Raw genomic sequence first — 24,538 nt, 5'->3', positions numbered from 1 at the left:
CATGGTCTCTTAGGGATTCGCTCTGCCGATATGGAGGGCAACTCGCTGATATTCAATAGTGAGATTATCCGCGATTGGTCTGGATTCGCCAACCCGAATTGCCATCGCGTGTTGGGTGAAGAAAGGTCAGCGCTGTCGATAAGCGTAAAGATAAATAAGTAAGTACTTATCTATCCGTTTGTATTTGCTTGGGTTTTAGGATTTTTGCTAATAAAGTCGTCAGGTATCAGTCATTTACGCTGCCCCTAATCGCTTATATACTCGGGAATCGGCTATCAGCAACCAGATGGATGACATGTATCAACCTGCCGCACTCTTTATCGGCCTGCGCTATATGCGTGGGCGAGCAGCCGACCGCTTCGGTCGCTTCGTCTCCTGGCTTTCCACCATCGGTATTACCCTCGGCGTCATGGCGCTGGTGACGGTCCTGTCGGTGATGAACGGATTTGAACGCGAGCTGCAAAACAACATCCTGGGGCTGATGCCCCAGGCCATACTTAGCGCCAAACAGGGTTCGGTGAATCCCCAACAGCTGCCGGAGCGCGAGGCGAAACTCCAGGGCGTAACCCGGGTGGCGCCGATCACCACCGGCGACGTGGTGCTGCAGAGCGCGCGCAGCGTGGCGGTCGGGGTCATGCTGGGCATCGACCCGGCGCAGAACGATCCCCTGACCCCGTATCTGGTGAACGTCAAACAGAGCGATCTGCAGGCGGGTAAATATAACGTTATTCTCGGCGAGCAGCTGGCGGGTCAGCTGGGGGTTAATCGCGGCGATAAAATTCGTCTGATGGTTCCTTCCGCCAGCCAGTTTACGCCGATGGGCCGCGTGCCGAGCCAGCGCCTGTTTACGGTCATCGGCACCTTCGCTGCCAACAGCGAAGTCGATGGTTATCAGATGCTGACCAACATCGACGACGCTTCCCGTTTGATGCGCTATCCGCTGGGGAATATCACCGGCTGGCGCCTGTGGCTGGATAAACCGCTGCAAGTGGATACCCTCAGCCAGCAGACGCTGCCGCCGGGCACCCAGTGGCAGGACTGGCGCGAGCGCAAGGGTGAACTGTTCCAGGCGGTGCGCATGGAGAAAAATATGATGGGCCTGCTGCTCAGCCTGATCGTCGCCGTCGCGGCCTTCAACATTATTACCTCGCTGGGGATGATGGTGATGGAGAAGCAGGGCGAAGTGGCGATCCTACAGACCCAGGGGCTGACGCCGCGGCAGATTATGGCCGTCTTCATGGTGCAGGGCGCCAGCGCAGGGATCGTCGGCGCGCTGCTGGGAGCGGTGCTTGGTGCGCTGCTGGCCAGCCAGTTGAATAATTTAATGCCGATCATCGGCGCCTTCCTTGACGGCGCGGCGCTGCCGGTGGCGATTGAGCCGCTGCAGGTCGTCGTTATCGCCCTGGTGGCGATGGCGCTGGCATTGTTGTCTACGTTGTACCCTTCCTGGCGCGCTGCCGCCACTCAACCCGCTGAGGCTTTACGTTATGAATAAGATCCTGCTGCAATGCGACAACCTGTGCAAACGCTATCAGGAAGGCAATGTGCAAACCGATGTCCTGCACAATGTCAGCTTCAGCATTGATGAAGGCGAGATGATGGCCATCGTCGGTACCTCCGGCTCCGGCAAAAGTACCCTGCTGCATCTGCTGGGCGGCCTCGATACCCCCACCTCTGGCGACGTGATTTTCTCCGGCCAGCCGATGAGCAAGCTCTCCACCGCCGCGCGCGCCGACCTGCGTAACCGCGAGCTGGGCTTTATCTATCAGTTCCACCATCTGCTGCCGGACTTTAGCGCACTGGAAAACGTGGCGATGCCGCTGCTGATTGGCAAAAAGAAGCCGGCGGACATTGAACGCCAGGCGAAAGCGATGCTGCAGGCGGTCGGGCTTGAACACCGCAGCCATCACCGTCCGTCGGAACTCTCCGGTGGCGAACGCCAGCGGGTGGCGATTGCCCGCGCGCTGGTGAACAAACCGCGACTGGTATTGGCGGATGAGCCGACCGGTAACCTCGACGCTCGCAACGCCGACAGCATCTTCCAGCTGCTGGGCGAACTGAACCTCGCGCAGCGCACCGCGTTTCTGGTGGTGACCCACGACCTGCAGCTGGCGAAGCGGATGAGCCGCCAGCTGGAGATGCGCGATGGCCGCCTGACCGCCGACCTGACCCTGATGGGGGCCGAGTAATGGCCTCTCCGTTATCGTTACTGATTGCATTGCGTTTCAGCCGCGGCCGGCGGCGCGGCGGCATGGTGTCGCTGATCTCGGTGATCTCCACCATCGGTATTGCGCTGGGGGTGGCAGTGCTGATCGTCGGCCTCAGCGCGATGAACGGCTTTGAGCGCGAGCTGAATAACCGCGTGCTGGCGGTGGTGCCGCACGGTGAAATCGAACCCGTGAACCAGCCGTGGAATAACTGGCAGGAGGCGCTGGCTAAGGTGCAGAAAGTGAAGGGGATAGTCGCCGCGGCGCCCTATATTAACTTCACCGGCCTGGTGGAGAGCGGCAGCAATATGCGCGCCATCCAGGTGAAAGGGGTCGACCCGCAGCAGGAAACCCGGCTCAGCGCGCTGCCCACCTTTGTGCAGAATAACGCGTGGGCCGGCTTCAAGGCCGGTGAACAGCAGGTGATTCTGGGTAAAGGCGTCGCTGATGCGCTGCACGTGAAGCAGGGAGACTGGGTGTCGATCATGATCCCTAACGCCGACGCCGACCATCAGCTGCTGCAGCCGAAACGCGTCAGGCTGCATGTGACAGGTATTTTGCAGCTGAGCGGCCAGCTCGATCATAGTTTTGCCATGATCCCGATGCAGGATGCGCAGCAGTACCTGGAGATGGGCGGCAGCGTGACCGGCATCGCCATCAAGGTCACCGACGTTTTCCATGCTAACAAGCTGGTGCGCGACGCCGGCGAGGTGACCAACAGCTACGTCTATATCAAGAGCTGGATCGGCACCTACGGCTATATGTATCGCGATATCCAGATGATCCGCGCCATTATGTACCTGGCGATGGTGCTGGTGATCGGCGTGGCCTGCTTCAATATCGTCTCGACGCTGGTGATGGCGGTCAAAGACAAAAGCGGCGATATTGCGGTGCTGCGCACGCTTGGCGCAAAAGACGGCTTAATTCGCGCGATTTTCGTGTGGTATGGTTTATTAGCCGGATCGGTAGGCAGCCTGTTTGGGGTGGTGATCGGCGTGATCTGCGCGTTGAACCTGACGTCAATCATCAACGGCATCGAATACCTGATTGGGCATAAATTCCTCTCCGGCGACATCTATTTTATTGACTTCCTGCCGTCAGAACTGCACTGGCTGGACGTCTTTTATGTGCTGGTGACAGCACTGTTGCTGAGTTTGCTGGCCAGCTGGTATCCCGCCCGCCGCGCCAGCCGTATCGACCCGGCGAGGGTGCTGAGTGGCCAGTAATTTATCGTCATCGTCGGCCTGGCTGACGACACAAGAGGAATTGCTGAAATGTACTATGGATTTGACATTGGCGGCAGCAAGATAGCGCTGGGCGTATTTAATCAGGAGCGGCGACTGCAGTGGGAAAAACGCGTCGCCACGCCGAAAAGCAGTTATGAGGATTTTCTTCAGGCGGTAGAGGCGCTGGTCCGCGAGGCCGATGAGCGCTTCGACCAGCAGGGGTCGGTTGGGATCGGTATCCCGGGGATGCCGGAAACGGCGGACGGCACGCTGTATGCCGCTAACGTGCCTGCCGCCAGCGGCCGGCCGCTGCGCGCCGACCTCAGCGCGCGGCTGGGGCGCGATGTGCGCCTCGATAATGACGCCAACTGCTTCGCGCTGTCGGAAGCGTGGGACGATGAGTTTACGCAATACCCGCTGGTGATGGGGCTGATCCTCGGCACCGGCGTGGGCGGCGGCCTGGTGTTGAACGGTAAATCGATTACCGGACATAGCTATATCACCGGCGAGTTTGGTCATATTCGTCTGCCGGTGGATGCCCTGGAGGTGGTCGGGCGTGATTTTCCGCTGCTTCGCTGCGGCTGCGGCCAGCTGGGCTGCATTGAAAATTATCTCTCCGGCCGCGGTTTTGCCTGGCTGTATGAACATTTTTATCAGCAACCGCTCACCTCGCCGGAGATTGTGGCGCAGTGGCAGCAGCACGATCCGCGCGCCCTGGCGCACGTAGAGCGCTATCTCGATCTGCTGGCGGTGTGTCTGGGGAATATACTGACCATTGTCGACCCGGATTTGCTGGTGCTCGGCGGTGGATTATCTAACTTTACGGCCATTAGCGAAGGGCTGGCGCAGCGATTGCCGCGCCATCTTCTGCCGGTCGCCAGAGTACCGCGCATTGAGCGCGCGCGCCATGGCGATGCCGGGGGAATGCGCGGTGCGGCCTTCCTTCATCTGACCCATTAATCACAGAGGTAGCTATGCAGTCGCGCCGTTTACATCGATTGAGCCGTTTTCGTCGCAATAAACGTCAGTTGCGTGACCGTCTGCGTCAGCGGATTTTCTTTAGGGAGGACAGGATGAAGCCTGAAGCGATGGCCAAACCGAGAGTGGTGGTGTTAACCGGCGCGGGGATATCGGCGGAGTCGGGGATCAAAACTTTCCGCGCGGCCGATGGCCTGTGGGAAGAGCATCGGGTGGAAGATGTGGCGACGCCGGAAGGTTTTGCCCGCGACCCGGCGCTGGTGCAGGCGTTCTACAACGCCCGCCGTCGTCAGCTGCAGAGTCCGGAGATCGCGCCGAACGCGGCGCATCTGGCGCTGGCGCGTCTGGAGGATCTGCTGGGCGACCATTTTCTGCTGGTCACCCAGAATATCGATAATCTGCACGAACGCGCCGGCAACCGCCGGGTGATCCATATGCACGGCGAGCTGCTGAAGGTGCGCTGTTCGTGGAGTGGCCAGGTACTGGAGTGGACCGGCGACGTCACCGCAGAGGACAAGTGCCACTGCTGCCAGTTCCCGGCGGCGCTGCGTCCCCACGTGGTCTGGTTTGGCGAAATGCCGCTGGGGATGGACGAGATCTACAGCGCGCTGGCCGAAGCGGATATCTTTATCGCCATCGGCACCTCCGGCCACGTTTATCCGGCGGCCGGCTTTGTGCACGAGGCGCGGCTGCACGGCGCCCACACCGTTGAACTGAACCTGGAGCCCAGCCAGGTGGGCAGCGAGTTTGCCGAAAAGCACTACGGACTGGCGAGCGAAGTGGTGCCCGCCTTTATCGATAAGCTGCTACAGGAAAACGCGCTGTAAACTGAAGCAGCCTGCCGGGGACGAGGGCGACGACCGCCGCCTCCGGCAGCGCTGCTGACAAGGATGTCACGTCATGACAGGAGTCAGACCATGCATAATCCGCTGGTTATCGAAGCGATCATGTTGTTCGCGGCCATTCTCGTTGGCGTCTGGAGCCAGCGTGCTTTACCGCTACACGCCGACAGCCGACCGATCCTCTTCCTGCTGTGTCTGTTCGTCGGCACCGGCAGCGCATTGTGCCTGCTGCTGGATGGTTTAGCCCTGCTGTTCACCGGTCAGGCCGCGAAGGGTGGTGTGCGAATATACGGCCCGTTGCTGCTGCTGGTGGCGCTGTGGAAACCCCTCAACGGGGTTGTCGGCATCATGGAGGGTGTTTTGCAGCGGCGAGCCGCAAAAGGGAAGGGCAAAGACCAGCGCGACGGCGGACGATGCTGATCCGCTTCCCCCTGAGACGCGCATAACTTTCTCCTGGCTACCTTCAGCCCCCGGCGGTCGCTCTGACGATATGGCCCGGACCGGCGCCGGGCAATGACCTCCATCCTGCCATTCTCGGCTTCTCCTTTCTGAGCGATTTCCTACTCTATTTTGTGCGTGACCGCTGATTTCTGTACGTTTTTTTGTGCATACCGGCAAATGTAGACCAGATTCAATAGGCGTCCGCACGTTCGCGCCGCGACCCTGTTCCCCCGCCCGGAAGTCTGCAAAGGAGACCCCGCCATGCCGTCACCGATGATTTATCAGGATCTCACCACCACCGCGCTGCTCAGCCATGCGGCGCAATACCACAGCGAGACCGAGATCGTCTCGGTGAGCGCTGGCGGTGAGAAGGAGCGCAGCAGCTGGGGGGAGGTGGCCAGCCGCGCTCAGCGGCTGGCCTCGGCGCTGGCATCATTGGGGCTGCCACCGGGCGCCCGCTGCGCCACCCTCGCATGGAACAACCGTCGCCACCTGGAGATCTATTTTGCCGTCGCCTCCGGTGGCTGGGTAACGCATACCGTCAATCCGCGGCTGTCGGTTGACCATCTACTGTATATCCTCAACGACGCTGCCGACGAAGTGCTGTTCTTTGATCAGACCTTTTTGCCGCTGGTAGCGCAGCTGCTGGCGCAGCTGCCGACGGTGAAACACGTCGTGCTGATGGAGCCCCGCAGCGAAGCGGCGCTCAGCCAGCTGCCCTCATTGCTGTTTTATGACGATCTGTTGCAGCAGGGGACAGTAGACTACCGCTGGCCGCAGTTGAATGAACTGACGCCGGCCTCGCTCTGCTATACCTCGGGAACCACTGGCCGGCCGAAAGGGGTGTTGAATACCCATCGTTCGCTGGTCCTGCACGCTTTGAGCGGCAATCAGCCGGACGCCGCCGGGATATCGGCCAGGGACAGCCTGTTGCCGGTGGTGCCGATGTTCCATGTCAACGCGTGGGGGACGCCCTTTATCGCCGCCATGGTCGGGGCGCGGCTGGTGCTGCCGGGGCCGCACCTCGATGGCGACAGCCTGCTGCAGCTGCTGGCTGCCGAGAAAGTAACCGTGGGGTTTGGCGTGCCGGTGATCTGGGCCGGCTTGCTGGCGGCGATGCGTCGGACAGACGTGAGAATGCCTGAATTCAAACGTGCGCTGGTTGGTGGCTCCGCGCTGCCGCCGTCGATGGCCGAGGCCTTTCAGCGCGATTACGGCATTGCGCTGACCCACGCCTGGGGAATGACCGAAACATCGCCTATCGGCACCATCAACACGCTGTTGAGCAAACATGACGCCCTCCCGGCACAGGAGCAGCAAAAGCAGCGTACCGGTCAGGGGCGGCCGATTTTTGGCATCGAGCTGCAGGTGGTCGACGTGGATGGCGAACCGTTGCCCCGGGATGGTCAAAGTCAGGGGTATCTGCAGGTGAGGGGGCACTGGGTGGTAGAGCAATACTATGGTCAGGACGACAGCGCCCTGACCGCGGCAGGCTGGTTTGATACCGGCGATATCGGTACGCTCGACGCCAATGGTTATCTGGTGATCAGCGATCGGGCAAAGGATATTATCAAGTCCGGTGGCGAGTGGATCTCCACCGTTGAGCTGGAGAATATTGCCATCGCGCATCCGGCGGTACGCAGCGCGGCGGCCATCGCCGCCCGCCACCCGCGCTGGGACGAACGGCCGGTGCTGCTGTGCGTCCGCGCGGAAGGGGGGGAAGTGGAGGAGAGCGATCTGCTGGCCTGGTTTGAGAAACGGGTGCCTAAATGGCAGATCCCGGACCGGGTGATATTTGTCGATGCGCTGCCGGTCAGCGCCACGGGTAAGGTGCTTAAAAACCAGCTGCGCCAGGCCTACGGGGAAATTTTAATGAGTGAGGGACAATGAGCCACGCGCGACCCGGTCTGACGACCTGCTCTCAGTATGACGCAGCGCTGCACGCCTTGTCGGCGGCGCGCCAGCGCTGGGCGGAAACCTCAGTGAACCGTCGTCTGGCGCTCCTGCGCCAGATCAAGGATGCCCTGGCCAGCATAGCGCCGGTGTGGGTGGAGGCGGCGGCGAGGGCTAAAGGGCTGCCGCCGGGGGATCCGCTGACGGGCGAAGAATGGCTGGCGGGCCCCTGCGCGCTAATGGTCGGCTGCAACGGGCTTATCACCACCCTGGAGCAACTGGAGGAGAAAACCTTTCTGCGGCGGATCCCGCTGAGGACGCTGGCGGACGGCCGGCTGGCGCTGCGGGTGGTGCCCGGCACGCTCTGGGATCGGTTGCTGCTCTCCGGTATTCGCGCTGAAATTTGGATGCAGCCGGGAGTCACCCGGGCCAATCTCGATCGCTGCGCGGCAGCCGCATACGACATCCCGCCGGCCGCGCGGCAGGGCAAGCTGGCGCTGGTGCTCGGCGCCGGAAATGTGGCCTCTATCGCGCCGCTGGACGTGTTACACAAGCTGTTTATTGAAAATCAGGTCTGCCTGCTGAAGCTCAATCCGGTGAATGATTATCTGCACGATCTGCTGGCTCAGGCTCTGGCGCCGCTGATCGCCATGGATGCGCTCCGCATCGTCACCGGCGACGCCCGGGCGGGGGCGTGGCTGACCACCCATCCCGCTGTCGATGAGATCCATATCACCGGATCGCGGGAGAGCCATGACGCCATCGTCTGGGGCGACGGTGAGGCCGCTCGCCAGCGTCGGGCCGCCGGGATGCCGCTGAACCCGCGCCGGGTGACCTCAGAGCTGGGCGGGGTCAGCCCCACCATTATCGTCCCCGGGCCATGGAGCGAGGCGGATATCGCTTTTCAGGCGCAGCAGCTGGCGACGCAGAAAATGAACAACGGCGGGTTTAACTGCGTGGCCAGCCAGGTGCTGATCCTGCAGCAGGGCTGGGAGCCGGCGTCGGCCCTGCTTAACCAGCTGTACCGGCTGATCGCCGCTAATACCCGCCAGGACTATTACCCCGGTGCGGAAAACCGGTTGACTAACTTTCGCCTGCGCGCCCGCCAGCCGCTGGAGATAGCGCGCGGCGATGCGCTGCCGTTGATTGTGGCGAACACCGAGGATGACCCCGACTTCTGCCAGCAGGAGGTCTTTGGTCCGGGGCTGTCGATCACCCGCCTTGAGGCCGACAGCGCGGAAAGCTTTCTGCGTCAGGCGATCGGCTATGCCAATCAGCGGCTGCAGGGCACGCTGGGGGCCAATATTGTGATCCACCCGCGCACCCGTAAAGCGATAGGGCGTAAGCGTTTTAACGCGCTGATCGCCGAGCTGCGCTACGGCACGGTGGCGATCAACTGCTGGAGCGGGGTAGCCTTCCTGTTAGCCCCTTGCCCGTGGGGGGCGTTCCCTGGCCATACGCTCGACGATATTCAGAGCGGGCGGGGCAAGGTGCATAACAGCTTTATGCTGGAGAAAACCGAGCGCACGGTGATTGAGGCGCCGTTTCGGCCGTTTCCGCGCAGTCTGTGGCATGGCGAACTGACGCTGATGCCTTTGCCGCCCTGGTTTATTACCCACCGGGGGCAGGAAGCGGTGGCGCAGCGGCTGGTGGATTTTTACCATCGGCCGCGCTGGCGCAAGCTGCCGGCGATCCTCTGGCGCGCGCTGAGAGGCTAAACTGAGGGGAAAAAAGGGCGGAACCGCGGTTCCGCCCTGCGGGATTAGCGGCCCGCTTTCAGCTTCTGGTAATACTCTTCATAAAGGGCGCTGGCGCTGCCGACGTCATTCTGCCATTCGCCTTTTTCGATGGTGGCGGCGTCCGGATAGAGCGATTTATCGTTGGCCACTGCCGGGCTGAGCATTTTGCGCGCCGCCAGGTTTGGCGTGGGATAGCCGATGGTTTCCGCGACCTGTTTGGCGACATCCGGGCGCAGCAGGAAGTTAATCAGCTTCAGCGCGCCGTCGACGTTCTTAGCATTTGCCGGAATCGACAGGCTGTCCATCCAGAAGATGCCGCCTTCTTTCGGCCAGATCACTTCCAGCGGGGTACCGGCCTGGCGTGCGACGTAAGCCGAGCCGTTCCATACCATCCCGAGGTTCACTTCGCCTTCCATATACGGGTTCGCCGGGTTATCGGAATTAAACGCCGCGACGTTGGGCATCAGTTTTTTCAGCTCGTTATAGGCGGCTTCAATCTCTTTCGGGTCGGTCGTGTTGCCGGAATAACCCAGCTTACGCAGCGCCATCTGGAACACTTCGCGTGCGTCGTCGGTCAGCAGCAGGCTGCTTTTGTATTCCGGTTTCCACAGGTCGGCCCAGCTGGTGACGGTTTTCGGATCGATAGCGTCGCTGTTAACGCCGATGGCCGTCGCCCCCCAGATGTAGGGGATGGAGTAGTCGTTATTCGGGTCGAACGGTTTGTTCAGCATCTGCGGATCGAGGTTGCTGAAGTTAGTCAGCTTGCTCTTATCGATCTTCTGCAGCATACCTTCTTTGCGCATCTTGTCGACGAAGTAGGTCGACGGGACGACCAGGTCGTACGCACCGTCTTTATAGGTCTTGAGTTTGGCGTACATGGTTTCGTTCGACTCGTAGGTCGAATAGATAACCTTGATGCCAGTCTCTTTGGTGAACTGCTCCAGCAGGCCCGGCGGCACATATTCGGTCCAGTTGTAGAAGTAGAGCGTTTTGCTGTCGTCCGCGTGGGCAGCGCTCATGCCGATTGCCAGAGCGCCCGCCGCGAGCAGGTGGCGTGACCATTTTTTCATTTTTACGTCCCCTGAGTTTTATCACGTGCAATTAACTGACTGGCGATGACCATCACCAGCGACAGAACCAACAGTATCGTTGCCAGGGCGTTCACCTCTGGCGAAACGCCGACCTTCACCATCGAATAGATCTTCAGCGGCAGGATTTCATACCCCGGACCGGTGACGAACGAGGAGACCACCACGTCATCCATCGACAGCGTGAAGCTCAGCAGCCACCCGGCGGCCACCGCCGGCAGGGCCAGCGGTAGGATGATTTTACGCAGGATGGTCATCTCGCTGGCGCCCAGATCTTTCGCCGCCTCCAGCATCCGCACGTCAAAGCCTTTCAGCCGGGAGTATACGGTGACCACCACAAACGGCAGGCAAAAGGTGATATGCGAAAACAGCAGCGACCAGAAGCCAAGCTGGACGCCAATCAGCATAAACAGCACCAGCAGGGAGATAGCCATGACAATATCTGGCGACATCATCACTACAAACAGCATACCGCTAACGAACGGTTTGCCGCGAAAGCGATAGCGATACAGCGCCACGGCGGTCAGCGAGCCGATAAGGGTGGCGAAGGTCGCCGACAGCACCGCCATGGTCAGCGAGTGCTGGGCGGCCTGCAGCAGGCTATCGTTGTTCATCAGCAGGCTATACCAGTCGGTGGTGAACCCCTGCCAGTTGATGCCGAAGCGCGACCGGTTAAATGAGTTAACGATCAGGATAATAATAGGGATGTAGAGATACGCGTAGATGGCGGTCATAAAGCCGCCGCGCAGCAGTCGACCGATCATTCCAGCTCCACCTTTTTATTCAGCAGGCGCGCCGCGCGCCAGTAAATCAACAGCATCAGGCCCATCACCAGGGTTAAGGTAATGCTGGTTGCCGCGCCGAACGGCCAGTCGCGAATATTGAGGAACTGGCTCTTGATCACGTTGCCGATAAGCAGGTTCTTGGCGCCGCCCATCAGGTCGGAAACGTAGAATAGCCCCATCGCCGGCAACATCACCAGCAGGCAGCCGGCGATGATCCCCGGCATGGTTAGCGGAATGATGATGCGGATAAACGTCTGCAGCTTGCTGGCGCCGAGATCTTTCGCCGCTTCCAGCAGCGGACGGTCCAGTTTCTCAATGCTGGAGTAGAGCGGCATCACCATAAACGGCAGCAGGATGTACACCAGGCCGATAATCACCGCCGACGGGGTGAACATAATGCGTATCGGCGTGTCGATCACTCCCAGCCACAGGAGAAACTCGTTCAGGTAGCCTTTGGTGCTGAGGAAAATCTTCAGCCCGTAGATGCGGATCAACGAGTTGGTCCAGAAGGGAACGATCAGCAGGAACAGCAGCAGAGGCCGCACCTTCTGCGGCAGCCGGGCAAGGAACCACGCAAACGGGTAGCCCAGCGCCAGGCAGGCGAGGGTCGCCAGCAGCGCCATGTTCAGCGAATGCAGCAGCACGTCGTAATAGAGCGGATCCAGCAGCCGCGAGTAGTTGTCCAGCGTGAAGACCAGCTTGACGAAGTTAGCGTCGTCGCGGGTCAGGAAGCTGGTGGCGATGATCATCAGGTTGGGCAGAAAGACAAACAGCACCAGCCAACCGACGATGGTGGCGATCACCACACTCTGGAATTTACTGGTGTTCTTCATCGGCCAGCACCACCTCCCAGCTCTCTACCCAATTGATAGACATTTTCTGATCAAGAGAGTGGTCGAAATCCGGGTCGTCTTCGTTAAAGAATTCGCTGACCATCACCATTTTGCCGTTTTCCAGCTCCACCACCGACTCGAGGGTCATGCCCTTATAGTTGCGCTCGCGGACATAGCCGATCAGGCCGTCGGCGTCGCTGTTGTGGTGGATCTCATCGACGCGCAGATCTTCCGGGCGCAGCAGGACATGCAGGCGCTGGCCGGCCTCCACCGCAAAATTGACGGTGATGTTGCATTCACGCCCTTCCACGCTGGCCCGCACGCGCTGTTCGTCGAGGCGTTCAATGACCGTGGCGTCGAAGATATTGATCTCGCCGATAAAGCTGGCGACGAACAGGTTTTTTGGCTCTTCGTAGATCTCGCGCGGGGTGCCGTCCTGCTCAATTTTGCCATCACGCATCACCACGATGCGATCGGACATGGTCAGGGCCTCTTCCTGGTCGTGAGTGACGAAGACGAAGGTGATGCCGAGCTTACGCTGCAGCGCTTTCAGTTCGTTCTGCATCTGCTTGCGCAGCTTGTAATCCAGCGCCGAAAGGGACTCATCGAGCAGCAGCAGGCGCGGTTTGTTGACCACCGCGCGGGCGATGGCCACGCGCTGCTGCTGGCCGCCGGAGAGCTGGTGCGGTTTGCGCTGGGCAAAGGCCTCCAGCTGCACCATCTTTAAGGCATCCATCACCCGCGGTGTGATTTCCGCCGCCGGGGTTTTCTGCATCCGCAGGCCAAAGGCGACGTTCTCGAACACCGTCATATGCGGAAACAGGGCGTAGCTTTGGAATACGGTATTAACGTGGCGGTTTTCCGCCGGAACATGAGTGATATCGTGATCTTCGAGATGGATCCGTCCGCTGTCGACGTTTTCCAGGCCGGCAATAAGGCGCAGAACGGTGGTTTTACCGCAGCCAGAGGGGCCAAGCAGGGTGAGAAACTCACCATTGTTGATGGTCAGGTTAAGGTTATCGATGACCGTTTTACCATCAAAGCTCTTGCGAATTCCCGCCAGATGCACCAGCGGCGAACGCGAACGCGGTTGTATATTCAATTTTTGACTCTGTCCCATGTAGACGCAACGGAAATTTCCGGCCGCTGCGGGGTTTGTGATTAACCACCTTTGGGGTTGCACGTTTTTAATAAGGGCCAGCATTCTACGGCAAACGAGGGTAATCGCCAATCCTTGATACGCCCGCATAGTCTACCTTTACACCATAACGTCGGTTCCGTTATTAAATTTCGCTTTACGGGCTAAAAATGACCTGACGCAATATTTGTCTTTTCTGGCTTATCAATAATGTTGTCACAAAAGAAGAGGGTGGCTACATGGATAAATTGCTTGAGCGTTTTTTGCAGTACGTTTCTTTGGACACGCAGTCGAAGCCTGGCGTTCGTCAGGTCCCCAGCACGGAAGGGCAGTGGAAGCTGTTACGCCTGTTGCAGGCGCAGCTGGAAGAAATGGGACTGGTCAAGGTAACGCTGAGTGAAAAAGGGACGGTAATGGGAACCCTGCCCGCCAACGTTGAGGGCGATATCCCGGCCATCGGCTTTATCTCTCACGTCGACACCTCCCCGGATTTCAGCGGCAAAAACGTTAACCCGCAGATTGTCGAAAACTATCGCGGCGGCGATATCGCGCTCGGCATTGGCGATGAGGTGCTCTCTCCGGTGATGTTCCCGGTTTTGCATCAGCTTTTGGGGCAGACGCTGATCACCACCGACGGGAAGACGCTGCTGGGGGCGGACGACAAGGCCGGCATCGCCGAAATCATGACCGCGCTGGCGACCCTGCAGGCGAAAAACATCCCCCACGGCGATATCCGCGTGGCCTTCACCCCCGATGAAGAGGTGGGAAAAGGGGCGAAGCATTTCGACGTCGAGGCCTTTGACGCCCGCTGGGCCTACACCGTAGACGGCGGCGGGGTCGGCGAACTGGAGTTTGAAAATTTCAATGCCGCCTCGGTGACCATTAAGATCGTTGGCAACAACGTGCACCCCGGCACCGCGAAAGGGGTGATGGTCAACGCGCTGTCGTTGGCCGCGCGCATTCATGCCGAAGTGCCGGCCGACGAGGCGCCGGAGACCACCGAAGGCTATGAAGGCTTTTATCACCTCACCAGCATCAAAGGCAGCGTCGATCGGGCCGAGATGCACTACATCATCCGCGATTTTGACCGCAAGCACTTTGAGGCGCGCAAGCGCAAGATGATGGAGATCGCCAAAAAGGTGGGCAAGGGGCTGCACCCGGACTGCTATATCGAGCTGGTGATCGAGGACAGTTATTACAACATGCATGAGCAGGTGATCGCCCACCCGCACGTGGTCGATATTGCCCGCCAGGCGATGGTGGACTGCGATATCGAACCGCAGATGAAACCGATCCGCGGCGGTACCGACGGCGCGCAGCTCTCGTTTATGGGACTGCCATGCCCGAACCTGTTTACCGGCGGCTACAACTATCACGGCAAACATGAGTTTGTCACCCTGGAAGGGATGGAGAAAGCGGTGCAGGTGATCGTGCGTATCGCCGAGCTGACGGCGGCACGAACAGGGAAATAATCTTCGCAACCAGACCGGTCATTCTGCTTGTCGCACAAGATGCCGGATGGCGGCTTCGCCTTATCCGGCCTACGGTCCAGCCGGTGACAACAGAACCCATAGGCCCGGCAAGGGCAGTGCCGCCGGGTGGTGAACAGCAGAGCAGGTGCCAGTCTTTATGCCGGATGGCGGCTTCGCCTTATCCGGCCTACGGTCCAGCCGGTGAGCGCGGAACCCGTAGGCCCGACAAGGGCAGCGCCGCCGGGCGGTGAACAGCAGAGCGGGCACCTGTCTACATGCCGGATGGCGGCTTCGCCTTATCCGGCCTACGGTCCAGCCGGTGACCGCAGAACCCGTAGGCCCGGCAAGCGCAGCGCCGCCGGGCGGTGAACAGCAGAGCGGGCACCTGTCTTCATGCCGGATGGCGGCTAACGCCTTATCCGGCCTACGGTCCAGCCGATGACCGCAGAACCCGTAGGCCCGGCAAGCGCAGCGCCGCCGGGCAAAAGCAATAAGGCTAATACTGAGGAGGGAACCTCACATGTCTGATTATCGTCGCAGTTATATCCCCGGCGGCTGCTGGTTCTTCACCGTTAACCTGCAAAATCGGCGCAGCGATCTCCTGACGCGGCATATTGCTCATCTGCGTGCCGCTACAGCGTTTGTTAAAAGCAAAAAACCGTTTCTGATTAACGCCTGGGTCGTTTTACCAGAGCATATGCACTGCATATGGACCCTGCCTGAGGGGGATACCGATTATTCCGGTCGCTGGCGGGACATTAAAAAAATGTTTACCCGAGCGCTGGCGCAGCACCATATCTGGCAGCCGCGATTCTGGGAACATACCATCCGTAATGAAGAAGATTACCGGCGGCATATGGATTACGTTTATATCTATCCTGTTAAGCACGGTCATGTCCGTAGGGTGCAGGATTGGCCGTATTCGACCTTTCATCGCGATGTGCGTCAGGGAGGGTATCCGCCGGATTGGGCGGGTGAGGTAAGCGAATTTGATGCAGGCGAGAGGCGATAATGCTCGGGTAAGACATTGTCGCCATCGAAACCACAAAGTGCCGGATGGCGGCTTCGCCTTATCCGGCCTACGGTCCAGCCGGTGACTACAGAATCCGTAGGCCCAGCAAGGGCAGCGCCGCCGGGCGGTGAACAGCAGAGCGGGCACCTGTCTTCATGCCGGATGGCGGCTTTGCCTTATCCGGCCTACGGTCCAGCCGATGACCGCAGAACCCGTAGGCCCGGCAAGCGCAGCGCCGCCGGGCAGGATGGAGACTCAGTCGCCAAAGAACCAGTAGCCGCTGTTGACCAGCGCCGCCAGCATGGCGAGGAAGGAAGGATCTTCCAGCGCATCGCCAAAATGGTCGGCGCGCAGCGTCAGGTGGGTAGCTAAGGCGTCCAGCGCCGGACGGTGCGGGGAGTTGATCTTCTCGCCATTGACGAACACCTCGCCGTCAATGCGCAGCACCCGCAGGCCGCCCAGGCGTTCCAGGGTATCGCCCTGCTGCAGGGCATCATAAATCTCGTCAGGCTGATAAGGCGGCTCCGGCGGCGCGACGTCAAGTTCATGACGCGACTGGGTGATAAACTCGCCGAACCACTGCTTAAAGTGCTCCGGTTGGTTAATCAGCCCCAGCATCATCTCGCGCAGGCGGTCGAGTTCGGCCGGTAAAATATCCGCCGGATGGTCGCGCGACGGCACGTCCGGATCGGCGTAGCGCTGGCTGCCCAGTTCGCGCTGGAGAACGTAGTCGGCAAATCCGCTGAACAACTCGCGGGCATTCGGCGCGCGATAGCCGACCGAATAGTTGAGCGAGTTTTCCAGCGAATACCCCTCATGCGGGAATCCTGGCGGAATATAGAGAATATCCCCCGGCTCCATCTCTTCATCGATGATCGCCTCGAAGGGGTCAACCTGCAGCAGGTCCGGATGCGGGCAGTGCTGTTTCATCGGCACTTTTTCCCCGACGCGCCAGCGTCGACGGCCGGTGCCCTGAATGATAAACACATCATACTGATCCAGATGCGGGCCGACGCCGCCGCCCGGTACTGAGAAGGAGATCATCAGGTCGTCGATACGCCAGTCCGGCAGGGCGCGGAACGGATGCATCAGCGCCGCAGACGGCTCATGCCAGTGGTTAACCGCCTGCACCAGCAGGGACCAGTTGTTTTCGCTCAGGTGATCGTAGCTTTCGAAGGGACCGTGACTGACCTGCCATTTTCCATCCTGATGGCTGACAAGGCGGCTATCGACCTCGCTCTCCATGGCCAGTCCAGCCAGTTCGTCCGGGCTCAGCGGGTCGATAAAATTGGCGAAGCCGCGCTTCAATACCACCGGCCGTTTTTGCCAGTAGCGTTCGATAAAGTCGGGCCAGTTAAGCGTTAATTGATAATCCATATTGATATTCCACTGCAGGTGTCTGACAGGGATTATAACGGATGCGGCGCCCCGGCGATGCAGGCGCCGTGAAAAAACTCAACGATTAACTCTCTTTATCTTCCATCAGCTGGCGGCCAAACACCACCTCCATGCAGGCGCCGCCGAGCAGGCTCTCGCCGGCGATGATCTCCCCGTCATATTGTTCGACGATTTCCCGGGCGACGGAGAGCCCCACCCCCTGGCCGGGACGCAGAGTATCCGCCCGCTGGCCGCGGTCGAAGACGGCGCGGCGCTGGCTCGGTGGGATCCCCGGCCCATCGTCTTCCACCAGGATGTGCAGATGGCTGTCGGTGGTCTGGCGCACGGAAACCTCCACGAACTCCAGGCAGTACTTACAGGCGTTATCGAGAACGTTGCCCATCACTTCCATAAAATCGTTCTGCTCGCCGACAAAACTGATCTCCGGCGAGATGTCGAGCGAGATATTGACCCCCTTGCGCTGATAGACCTTATTGAGGGCGGAGGTCAGGCTGTCGAGCAGAGGGGCGATCGGATGCAGCTCCCGGCTCAGCAGGGTGCCGCCGCTGCGCATGCTGGCGCGATGCAGATAGTAGCCAATTTGTTGCGAGATACGGCTGATCTGCTCCAGCATCACCGGCTCCGCCTCGTCGACGCTGATCTTCTCGCCGCGCAGAGAGCGCAACGTGCTCTGCATCACCGCCAGCGGCGTTTTCAGGCTGTGGGTGAGATCGGTGAGGGTGGTGCGGTATTTGTCATAGCGTTCACGCTCGCTGCGAACCAGCCGGTTAAGGTTGCTCACCAGTCGGGTCAGCTCGCGGGTGGTGTTGGGATTGAGCTTCTCGCGGTGATGTTCCTCCAGCTCGCGCACCTCTTTGGCCAGCGACTCGATGGGGCGCAGGCTCCACCAGGCGGCGACCCACAGCAGGGGGATCACCAGCAACAGGTTGGCGGCCAGCACGTAGATAAACCAGCTCCACACCATATAGCTGCGCTTGAGCTCCACCGGGATGGTGTCGACCACCACGATACTGAGCTGGGGCATTTTGCTGGTGGCTGGGTAGAAGTTGATCGCCACCGAGTGGGTCATCTCCGAATCGTCGCCCTGTTCGCGGATGGCGTCCAGCTGTTCCTGAACCTCATGGTTATTGCGCAACAGCATACTGCTGCTGTCGACATCGGCTTCAATTTCATGGAAGCCATTGCGTTTCAACCAATCCGGTTGAATGCGCTTCGTCAGCCAGGGGACATCGCGCTGCGCCCACAGTAGTTTGCCCTTCTCATCGTAAATAAGGGTCACCGTCGGGCTTTCCATATTCAGATTTTCCGGGATATCGACATCAATGGCGCCGTTCTCCCATTTGGCCAGCATATAAAAGAGATTGCTCTCGCCGCGTAGCAGACGGAAGGTGGTTTTATCGAAACTGACGCTGTAGCCCACCAGCGCCACCATGCCATAGGCCAGGGAGAGCACCAGCACCACCCCGGCGGTCGCCAGCAGGAAGCGAACCCGTAATGACAGCGGGAAAATATGCCGCAACAGTCCCTTCATCAGCGCAGTTCGAACAGATAGCCCTGGCCGCGCACCGTGGTGATGACGTCCTGCGGGTATTCAGCCTGAATTTTCTTACGCAGCCGGCCCATCAGCACGTCGATGGTATGGCTTTCACGCAGTTCGGCATCCGGGTAAAGCTGGAGCATCAGGGAATCTTTACTGACCACTTTGCCGCGGTTGCGGATCAGGGTTTCCATAATCGTGTACTCAAAGGCCGTCAGCTTGATCGGCTGATCGTTCACCGACAGCTCGCGGCGGGAGAGGTCGACCTGAAACGGCGGCAGAGAGATCACCTGCGAGGCCAGGCCGCTGTTGCGGCGCAGCAGCGCCTGCATGCGGGCGGCAACCTCTTCAATATGGAAAGGCTTAGTGACGTAATCATCCGCCCCGGCGCTCAGCACTTCGACTTTATCCTGCCATCCTTCGCGGGCGGTCAGCACCAGCACCGGCAGCGACACGTCGTGGCTGCGCCAGCGGCGGATCAACGATAATCCATCTTCGTCCGGCAGGCCGAGATCGACGATGGCGATATCCGGGAGATGTTCGCCCAGATAGTAATCCGCTTCCTTGGCATCCTCTGCGGCATCGACCTGATGGCCCAGCTCCTGGAGCTGAACTTTGAGGTGGTGACGCAGCAGGGCATTATCCTCAACCACGAGTACGCGCATGGCTGTTCTCCCTTGCAATTTCGAAAGTAGTCTGACGCTTATTATATACGCAAAATATAAACAGCTGTTAAATAAAGATTTTTATACAAACGGCGTGGAGCATCGCCGGGCAGGCCGGCGTTGAGCGGCGCCTTTTGCGCAGCGGGTATGGAACTCCTTCATTCTATGCGTAATTTCAGCAAACGCCCAGCGGCTGGGCGCGGCAGTGAGCGGGTTGGTGATGTTAATTTTTTGTGTAATAGTGCTCGAATCCTCCCTCAAGAACGCCGCAGGTTATTCATTATGTCTCAGCAGCAGAGCGCGGATTGGGTCAGGCTGGCGCAATCGCCCAGCCGCACGGAGCGCATCGAAGCCTTCTTCGGCGGCCACGGCTACGAGCCGCACCGGCATGATACCTACGCCATCGGCCAGACGATCGCCGGCGTGCAGAGCTTTCACTATCGCGGCGGGCTACAGCACAGTCTGCCCGGCGGGACGATGGTCCTTCACCCGGACGAAATACACGATGGCGAGGCGGGCACCGAGGCGGGGTTTCACTACCGCATGGTCTACATTGAGCCAGCGCTGATCCAGAAGATACTCGGCGGCAGGCCATTGCCGTTTATCCCCGGCGGCCTGTCGGCGGATCCACGGCTAGGTCGCGCCGTGCAGCCGCTGTTGAAAGCGGTCACGGATACCTTCGAGCCGCTGGAGGAAGAAGACGCCCTGTACGACCTGGCGCAGACCCTGGCCGTGGTCGGCGGGCAGCGTTCCCGTCGCCAGGCGTTTGATTATCAGGCGGCGGAGAGGGCTCGGGAGTATATCCATGCCTGTTTTATGCAGGATATGACCCTCGACACCTTGTCGCAGGTCAGCGGCCGGGACCGCTGGAGCCTGAGCCGTGATTTCAGAACGCTGTACGGCACCAGCCCGTGGCGCTACGTCATGATGCGCCGGCTCGATTTTTGTCGCCAGCGGATGCGCGCCGGGGAGCGTCTGGTGGATATTGCCGCTGACGCGGGGTTTGCCGACCAGAGCCACATGACGCGCCAGTTTATCAGCCGCTTTGGCCTCTCTCCGGGGCGCTGGCTGCGGGCGATCCGCGGCTAAGGCGGCGCAGGTTGCACAATCGTTCAAGCGTCAACGCGGTGAGGCGAACTATGCTGACTGCCTTTATCACAAGGAGACAGCCTATGTATCAACTCGTTAATCTTGCTCAGAAATTTTCCCTGTTCAGCGAACAATGGCAGCCCAAAGTGGTGGCCGAAATGAATGACTATCAGTTCAAGATCGTGCGCATCGCCGGCGACTTTATCTGGCACAGCCACCCGGAAACCGATGAGACGCTGATGGTGGTGGAGGGGGTATTGCGCGTGGACTTTCGCGACGGACATGTGCTGGTGAAGGCCGGGGAGATGATCGTCGTGCCGCGCGGGGTGGAACATAAGACCTCGACGGAGACGGAAGCGAAGCTGATGCTGATTGAACCGCGCGGGGTGTTAAATACCGGCCACGAGGGCGGCGAGCGGACGGCGGTGAACGACGTTTGGATCTGATCGCTTTCCGGCGATAAAACGCCCCTCTTTCCGGCGGAAAGAGGGGCAGGGCGATTACTTCAGCTCGTCAACCATGGTGGTTGCCCGACCGATATAGTTGGCCGGGGTCATCGCTTTGAGACGCACTTTTTCCTCTTCCGGCAGGGCGAGGCTGTCAATAAACTGCTTCATCCCTTCCGCGTCCACGCGTTTGCCGCGGGTCAGCTCTTTCAGCTTCTCGTACGGTTTTTCGATACCGTAACGACGCATCACGGTCTGGATCGGCTCAGCCAGTACTTCCCAGTTGTGATCCAGTTCGTCCAGCAGGCGATCCTGGTTCAGCTCCAGCTTGCTGATCCCTTTGAGGGTGGACTGATAGGCGATCAGCGCATAGCCGATGCCCACGCCGAGGTTACGCAGAACGGTGGAGTCGGTCAGGTCGCGCTGCCAGCGGGAAACCGGCAGTTTGCTGGCCAGGTGCTGCATGACCGCATTGGCCAGGCCGAGGTTGCCTTCGGAGTTTTCGAAGTCAATCGGGTTCACCTTGTGCGGCATGGTGGAGGAGCCGATTTCCCCGGCGATGGTCTTCTGTTTGAAGTGGTTGAGCGCGATGTAGCCCCACACGTCGCGATCGAAGTCGATCAGAATGGTGTTAAAGCGCGCGATGCAGTCAAACAGCTCAGCGATATAGTCATGCGGCTCGATCTGCGTGGTGTACGGGTTCCACTGAATGCCCAGCGAAGTAACAAACTCTTCGCTGAACTGATGCCAGTCGACTTCCGGGTAAGCGGCGATGTGGGCGTTGTAGTTACCCACCGCGCCGTTGATTTTACCAAGGATTTCCACCTGGTTCAGCTGACGGTACTGGCGCTCCATACGGTAGGCGACGTTGGCCATCTCTTTACCCATGGTGGACGGCGTCGCTGGCTGGCCGTGGGTACGGGAGAGCAGCGGCACATCGCGGTACTGGGTCGCCAGATCTTTTACCGCGTCAATCAGTTTGCGCCAGTAAGGCAGAACCACTTCGTCGCGGGCGGTTTTCAGCATCAGCGCGTGGGAGAGGTTATTGATGTCTTCGGACGTACAGGCGAAGTGAATAAACTCCGACACGGCGTGCAGTTCGGCGATGTCAGCGACTTTCTCTTTCAGAAAGTACTCTACCGCTTTCACATCGTGATTAGTGGTGCGCTCGATGGTTTTGATGCGCTCGGCGTCTTCGACGCTGAAATCGGCAACGATTTTGTCAAGGAAACCGTTTGCGTCGGCAGCAAAAGCAGGAACTTCCTTGATCGCTGCGTGGGCGGCCAGTTTTTGCAGCCAACGTACTTCCACCTGAACGCGGAATTTCAGCAAACCGAATTCGCTGAAGATACCGCGCAGCGCGCTGACTTTATCGCCGTAGCGGCCGTCTACAGGGGAAACGGCGGTCAGTGAGGATAATTCCATAGATCACAACTCCGGGGTTAAATGAGCAAGAATTTGCTTTGCCTGGTTAACCAGACGATTACGGGAAAACATAAGCTGGAGACGTCCGCCGCCCACCTGATGCCAGAGCACCGCGGCGCGAATACCCGCCAGCAGCGCTGAGCGAACTTTCGCCTGCACCTGCGGGCTTTGCAGCACGGCAGGGGAGCCGGTCACCTGAATACGCGGGCCCAGCGGGCTTATCACGTCGACATAGATGCCCGCCATGGCGCTGAGCAGCGTTTCGGACTGCAGGTCAAAGTGCTCCAGCTGACGATGCAGGCCGGCGATGCGGTTGCCGAGCGTGTCCATCGCCCCTTTACTGGCGGCGAGCTTGCGCTCCAGCACCATCAGGCTCAGGGTATAGCGGGTGAGTTCCGCATTGAGGCCCTGGCGACTGCTGGTATTGAGCACCCCGAGCAGCGTTTCAAGGCCGAGGCGAAGATTGGCTTCACTGCCACCGAACACCGCCAGCGTCGACTCGGGATCGAGGTCGATGATGCTGTTCAGCGACACATGCAGGGCATCGCTGTCGCAATGTCCCTGATGCGCCAGTTGCTGAACCAGTCGCGCCGCCTGGCAAACGCCAGCCAGCGCCAGGGTGATGTCATAGTAATTCTTCGCCACACATACTCCTTGTCAGCCGCCGGGGCGGTTCGTCCCGGCGGAAATAACGCGCGTTCAGGACTGCAGAGGCAGTCGTTGTTCAATAATTCCGCCGCCGAGACACACTTCACCCAAATAGAATACCGCGGACTGGCCCGGTGTCACCGCCGCGACCGGCTCATCGAAGCGGACTTCGATACGGTCTTCATCCAGCGCGGTAACGGTGCAGGGGATATCGGTCTGGCGATAGCGGGTTTTCACCGTGCAGCGCAGGGTGCCCTGCAGCGGTTCACGGTTTACCCAGTGCAGCTGTTGGGCAATCAGACCGACGGACATCAGGCGCGGGTGGTCATGGCCCTGGGCGACGATAAGAATATTATTCTCAACGTCTTTATCGACCACGTACCATGGATCTTCGCTACCCTCTTTGGTGCCGCCGATACCTAGCCCTTTACGCTGGCCCAGGGTGTGGTACATCAGCCCCTGATGGGTACCGATCTCCTCGCCGTCGACGGTGAGGATTTTGCCCGGCTGCGCCGGCAGGTAACGGCCAAGGAAATCGCGGAATTTACGCTCGCCGATAAAGCAGATGCCGGTGGAATCTTTTTTCTTCGCGGTGACCAGATCCAGCTCTTCGGCGATCTTACGCACCTGCGGTTTTTCCAGTTCACCCACCGGGAACAGGCTCTGGGCAATCTGCTCGTGGCTGAGGGTATAAAGGAAGTAGCTCTGATCTTTATTGCCGTCGAGGCCGCGCAGCAGCTGGCTTTTACCGTCGACATCGGCGCGGCGCACATAGTGCCCGGTGGCGATGTAGTCGGCGCCGAGGTCTTCGGCAGCAAACTCGAGGAAGGCTTTAAATTTGATCTCTTTATTGCACAGAATATCCGGGTTCGGCGTGCGGCCGGCTTTGTACTCTTCCAGGAAGAGCTCAAAGACGTTATCCCAATATTCGGCGGCAAAGTTAACGGTGTGCAGTTCAATGCCCAGCTTATCGCAGACCGCTTGCGCATCGGCAAGGTCGGCGGCGGCGGTGCAGTATTCCTCGCCGTCGTCTTCCTCCCAGTTCTTCATGAACAGGCCTTCCACCTTATACCCTTGCTGCAGCAACAGGTACGCGGAGACCGAGGAGTCGACGCCGCCGGACATGCCGACGATCACTTTTTTCTGGCTTTCTGACATGGAAATACTCGCTACATTGAACTTCGAGGCGGCGTATTCTAGCACGCGCTCACCGTTCATTCACCCCCTGTGAACGGCCAGTTAAATGCGCCAATCAGCGACAGCGGCTGCCGCGGGTCCTGCAGGTAGCAGCGAATGCTTTCGGCAACCAGCGGCGAGCGCAGGTTTGGCGCGTTAAGAATTTCCTCAGCACTGAGCCACAGGCAGCGATCGATATCGCTGTCGTGCGGTTCAGTGGCGCACGGATCGCTAAGTTCGATAGCGAACAGGAAGCGCAGAAACGGGGTGTTATCGGGAGCCAGCCACTGATGCATGCGGATGAAGTGCTGCGGCGTGGCGCGAATGCCGGTCTCCTCCCACAGTTCACGTTCGGCGGCCTGCAGCAGCGTTTCATTGGCCTCGAGATGGCCCGCCGGCTGGTTCCACAGTGCTTTGCCGTTAATGGTTTCTTCGACGATGAGAAATTTATCCTGGGCGTGAACCACGCAGGCAACGGTGACATGAGGTTTAAACATCGC

Annotated in this window: 24 protein-coding genes; 13 read left to right on the top strand and 11 right to left on the bottom strand. The window is 59.6% G+C overall.

Annotation, left to right across the window (positions count from 1 at the left end):
• Positions 1-30: 30 nt before the first annotated feature.
• The 9 genes from GT756_RS25740 (at position 31) to GT756_RS02850 (ending at position 9,305) form a co-directional block, all read left to right on the top strand.
• Entirely contained in the window at positions 31-162 is a 132-nt protein-coding gene (locus GT756_RS25740; RefSeq protein ID WP_004140630.1) for a hypothetical protein, read from the top strand.
• A gap of 133 nt (positions 163-295) precedes the next feature.
• Positions 296-1,495 (top strand): lipoprotein-releasing ABC transporter permease subunit LolC, encoded by a 1,200-nt coding sequence (gene lolC, locus GT756_RS02885; RefSeq protein ID WP_004204582.1) that lies wholly within the window; start codon positions 296-298, stop codon positions 1,493-1,495.
• The gene (gene lolD / locus GT756_RS02880) at positions 1,488-2,189 is read left to right on the top strand and encodes a lipoprotein-releasing ABC transporter ATP-binding protein LolD (RefSeq protein ID WP_004204584.1); all 702 of its coding nucleotides are present in this window, start codon (positions 1,488-1,490) and stop codon (positions 2,187-2,189) included. Before lolC ends, lolD begins: the two co-directional genes overlap by 8 nt.
• Complete coding sequence (lolE, locus tag GT756_RS02875; protein ID WP_008806005.1) at positions 2,189-3,433, top strand: lipoprotein-releasing ABC transporter permease subunit LolE; 1,245 nt, start codon at positions 2,189-2,191, stop codon at positions 3,431-3,433. The genes lolD and lolE overlap by 1 nt, the downstream gene beginning before the upstream one ends.
• A gap of 48 nt (positions 3,434-3,481) precedes the next feature.
• Positions 3,482-4,393, top strand: a complete 912-nt coding sequence (gene nagK / locus GT756_RS02870) for an N-acetylglucosamine kinase (protein WP_004204591.1) — start codon at positions 3,482-3,484, stop codon at positions 4,391-4,393.
• A 14-nt stretch (positions 4,394-4,407) separates the two neighbouring features.
• A complete protein-coding gene (cobB, locus tag GT756_RS02865; RefSeq protein WP_017898959.1) occupies positions 4,408-5,238 on the top strand; it encodes a Sir2 family NAD+-dependent deacetylase in 831 nt (276 codons plus the stop codon).
• Positions 5,239-5,328: 90 nt separating this feature from the next.
• Positions 5,329-5,673: a hypothetical protein gene (locus GT756_RS02860; protein WP_064150302.1), complete on the top strand. Its 345-nt coding sequence runs from the start codon at positions 5,329-5,331 to the stop codon at positions 5,671-5,673.
• 282 nt (positions 5,674-5,955) lie between these two features.
• Entirely contained in the window at positions 5,956-7,584 is a 1,629-nt protein-coding gene (locus GT756_RS02855) for a long-chain fatty acid--CoA ligase (protein ID WP_064794416.1), read from the top strand.
• The gene (locus tag GT756_RS02850) at positions 7,581-9,305 is read left to right on the top strand and encodes an aldehyde dehydrogenase family protein (protein WP_160124549.1); all 1,725 of its coding nucleotides are present in this window, start codon (positions 7,581-7,583) and stop codon (positions 9,303-9,305) included. The genes GT756_RS02855 and GT756_RS02850 overlap by 4 nt, the downstream gene beginning before the upstream one ends.
• Positions 9,306-9,349: 44 nt before the next feature.
• Here the strand turns inward: GT756_RS02850 and potD are convergent, their stop codons facing one another.
• The 4 genes from potD to potA are packed head-to-tail and all read right to left on the bottom strand — an operon-like array spanning position 9,350 to position 13,152.
• Positions 9,350-10,396 (bottom strand): spermidine/putrescine ABC transporter substrate-binding protein PotD, encoded by a 1,047-nt coding sequence (potD, locus tag GT756_RS02845; RefSeq protein ID WP_017898962.1) that lies wholly within the window; start codon positions 10,394-10,396, stop codon positions 9,350-9,352.
• Positions 10,397-10,398: 2 nt separating this feature from the next.
• Positions 10,399-11,178 carry a spermidine/putrescine ABC transporter permease PotC gene (gene potC / locus GT756_RS02840; RefSeq protein WP_017898963.1) on the bottom strand — a complete coding sequence of 260 codons (780 nt, stop codon included), beginning with the start codon at positions 11,176-11,178 and terminating at the stop codon, positions 10,399-10,401.
• The gene (gene potB, locus GT756_RS02835; RefSeq protein ID WP_048323692.1) at positions 11,175-12,032 is read right to left on the bottom strand and encodes a spermidine/putrescine ABC transporter permease PotB; all 858 of its coding nucleotides are present in this window, start codon (positions 12,030-12,032) and stop codon (positions 11,175-11,177) included. The genes potC and potB overlap by 4 nt, the downstream gene beginning before the upstream one ends.
• Complete coding sequence (potA, locus tag GT756_RS02830; RefSeq protein ID WP_004150811.1) at positions 12,016-13,152, bottom strand: spermidine/putrescine ABC transporter ATP-binding protein PotA; 1,137 nt, start codon at positions 13,150-13,152, stop codon at positions 12,016-12,018. The genes potB and potA overlap by 17 nt, the downstream gene beginning before the upstream one ends.
• A 257-nt stretch (positions 13,153-13,409) precedes the next feature.
• On the opposite strand from potA, the gene pepT reads away from it, so the two are divergent.
• Both pepT and GT756_RS02820 read left to right on the top strand, forming a co-directional pair.
• Positions 13,410-14,642, top strand: coding sequence for a peptidase T (gene pepT, locus GT756_RS02825; RefSeq protein ID WP_004206633.1), 1,233 nt, complete (start codon positions 13,410-13,412; stop codon positions 14,640-14,642).
• 520 nt (positions 14,643-15,162) lie between these two features.
• On the top strand, positions 15,163-15,654 hold the full coding sequence (locus GT756_RS02820; protein ID WP_160124548.1) for a transposase: 492 nt from the start codon (positions 15,163-15,165) through the stop codon (positions 15,652-15,654).
• Positions 15,655-15,909: 255 nt separating this feature from the next.
• Here the strand turns inward: GT756_RS02820 and GT756_RS02815 are convergent, their stop codons facing one another.
• The 3 genes from GT756_RS02815 to phoP all read right to left on the bottom strand — a co-directional run bounded on the left by GT756_RS02815 (position 15,910) and on the right by phoP (position 19,254).
• Entirely contained in the window at positions 15,910-17,031 is a 1,122-nt protein-coding gene (locus tag GT756_RS02815; RefSeq protein WP_004206634.1) for a cupin domain-containing protein, read from the bottom strand.
• An 85-nt stretch (positions 17,032-17,116) separates the two neighbouring features.
• A complete protein-coding gene (gene phoQ / locus GT756_RS02810; RefSeq protein ID WP_004206635.1) occupies positions 17,117-18,583 on the bottom strand; it encodes a two-component system sensor histidine kinase PhoQ in 1,467 nt (488 codons plus the stop codon).
• Positions 18,583-19,254: a two-component system response regulator PhoP gene (phoP, locus tag GT756_RS02805; RefSeq protein ID WP_004206636.1), complete on the bottom strand. Its 672-nt coding sequence runs from the start codon at positions 19,252-19,254 to the stop codon at positions 18,583-18,585. Before phoP ends, phoQ begins: the two co-directional genes overlap by 1 nt.
• Before the next feature lie 282 nt (positions 19,255-19,536).
• On the opposite strand from phoP, the gene GT756_RS02800 reads away from it, so the two are divergent.
• Together GT756_RS02800 and GT756_RS02795 are read left to right on the top strand one after the other, a co-directional pair.
• Entirely contained in the window at positions 19,537-20,343 is an 807-nt protein-coding gene (locus GT756_RS02800; RefSeq protein ID WP_004206637.1) for an AraC family transcriptional regulator, read from the top strand.
• A gap of 83 nt (positions 20,344-20,426) precedes the next feature.
• Complete coding sequence (locus tag GT756_RS02795; protein ID WP_004206638.1) at positions 20,427-20,789, top strand: cupin domain-containing protein; 363 nt, start codon at positions 20,427-20,429, stop codon at positions 20,787-20,789.
• A 54-nt stretch (positions 20,790-20,843) separates the two neighbouring features.
• On the opposite strand, the gene purB is transcribed toward GT756_RS02795, so the two are convergent.
• From purB to GT756_RS02775, 4 genes are read right to left on the bottom strand one after another with little or no spacing between them, the layout of a single operon-like run.
• The gene (gene purB / locus GT756_RS02790) at positions 20,844-22,214 is read right to left on the bottom strand and encodes an adenylosuccinate lyase (protein WP_004150804.1); all 1,371 of its coding nucleotides are present in this window, start codon (positions 22,212-22,214) and stop codon (positions 20,844-20,846) included.
• Positions 22,215-22,217: 3 nt separating this feature from the next.
• Complete coding sequence (gene hflD, locus GT756_RS02785; RefSeq protein ID WP_004140557.1) at positions 22,218-22,859, bottom strand: high frequency lysogenization protein HflD; 642 nt, start codon at positions 22,857-22,859, stop codon at positions 22,218-22,220.
• A 54-nt stretch (positions 22,860-22,913) separates the two neighbouring features.
• Positions 22,914-24,020: a tRNA 2-thiouridine(34) synthase MnmA gene (gene mnmA / locus GT756_RS02780; protein WP_064177984.1), complete on the bottom strand. Its 1,107-nt coding sequence runs from the start codon at positions 24,018-24,020 to the stop codon at positions 22,914-22,916.
• A gap of 56 nt (positions 24,021-24,076) precedes the next feature.
• Positions 24,077-24,535, bottom strand: coding sequence for an NUDIX hydrolase (locus tag GT756_RS02775; RefSeq protein WP_004206639.1), 459 nt, complete (start codon positions 24,533-24,535; stop codon positions 24,077-24,079).
• Positions 24,536-24,538 lie beyond the last annotated feature (3 nt).

It is taken from the genome of Klebsiella sp. Q2, assembly GCF_009900705.1.
GTDB lineage: Bacteria > Pseudomonadota > Gammaproteobacteria > Enterobacterales > Enterobacteriaceae > Klebsiella > Klebsiella quasipneumoniae.
Note: the sequence above shows the minus strand (reverse complement) of the source record. Positions and strands in the feature narration are given on the sequence as shown.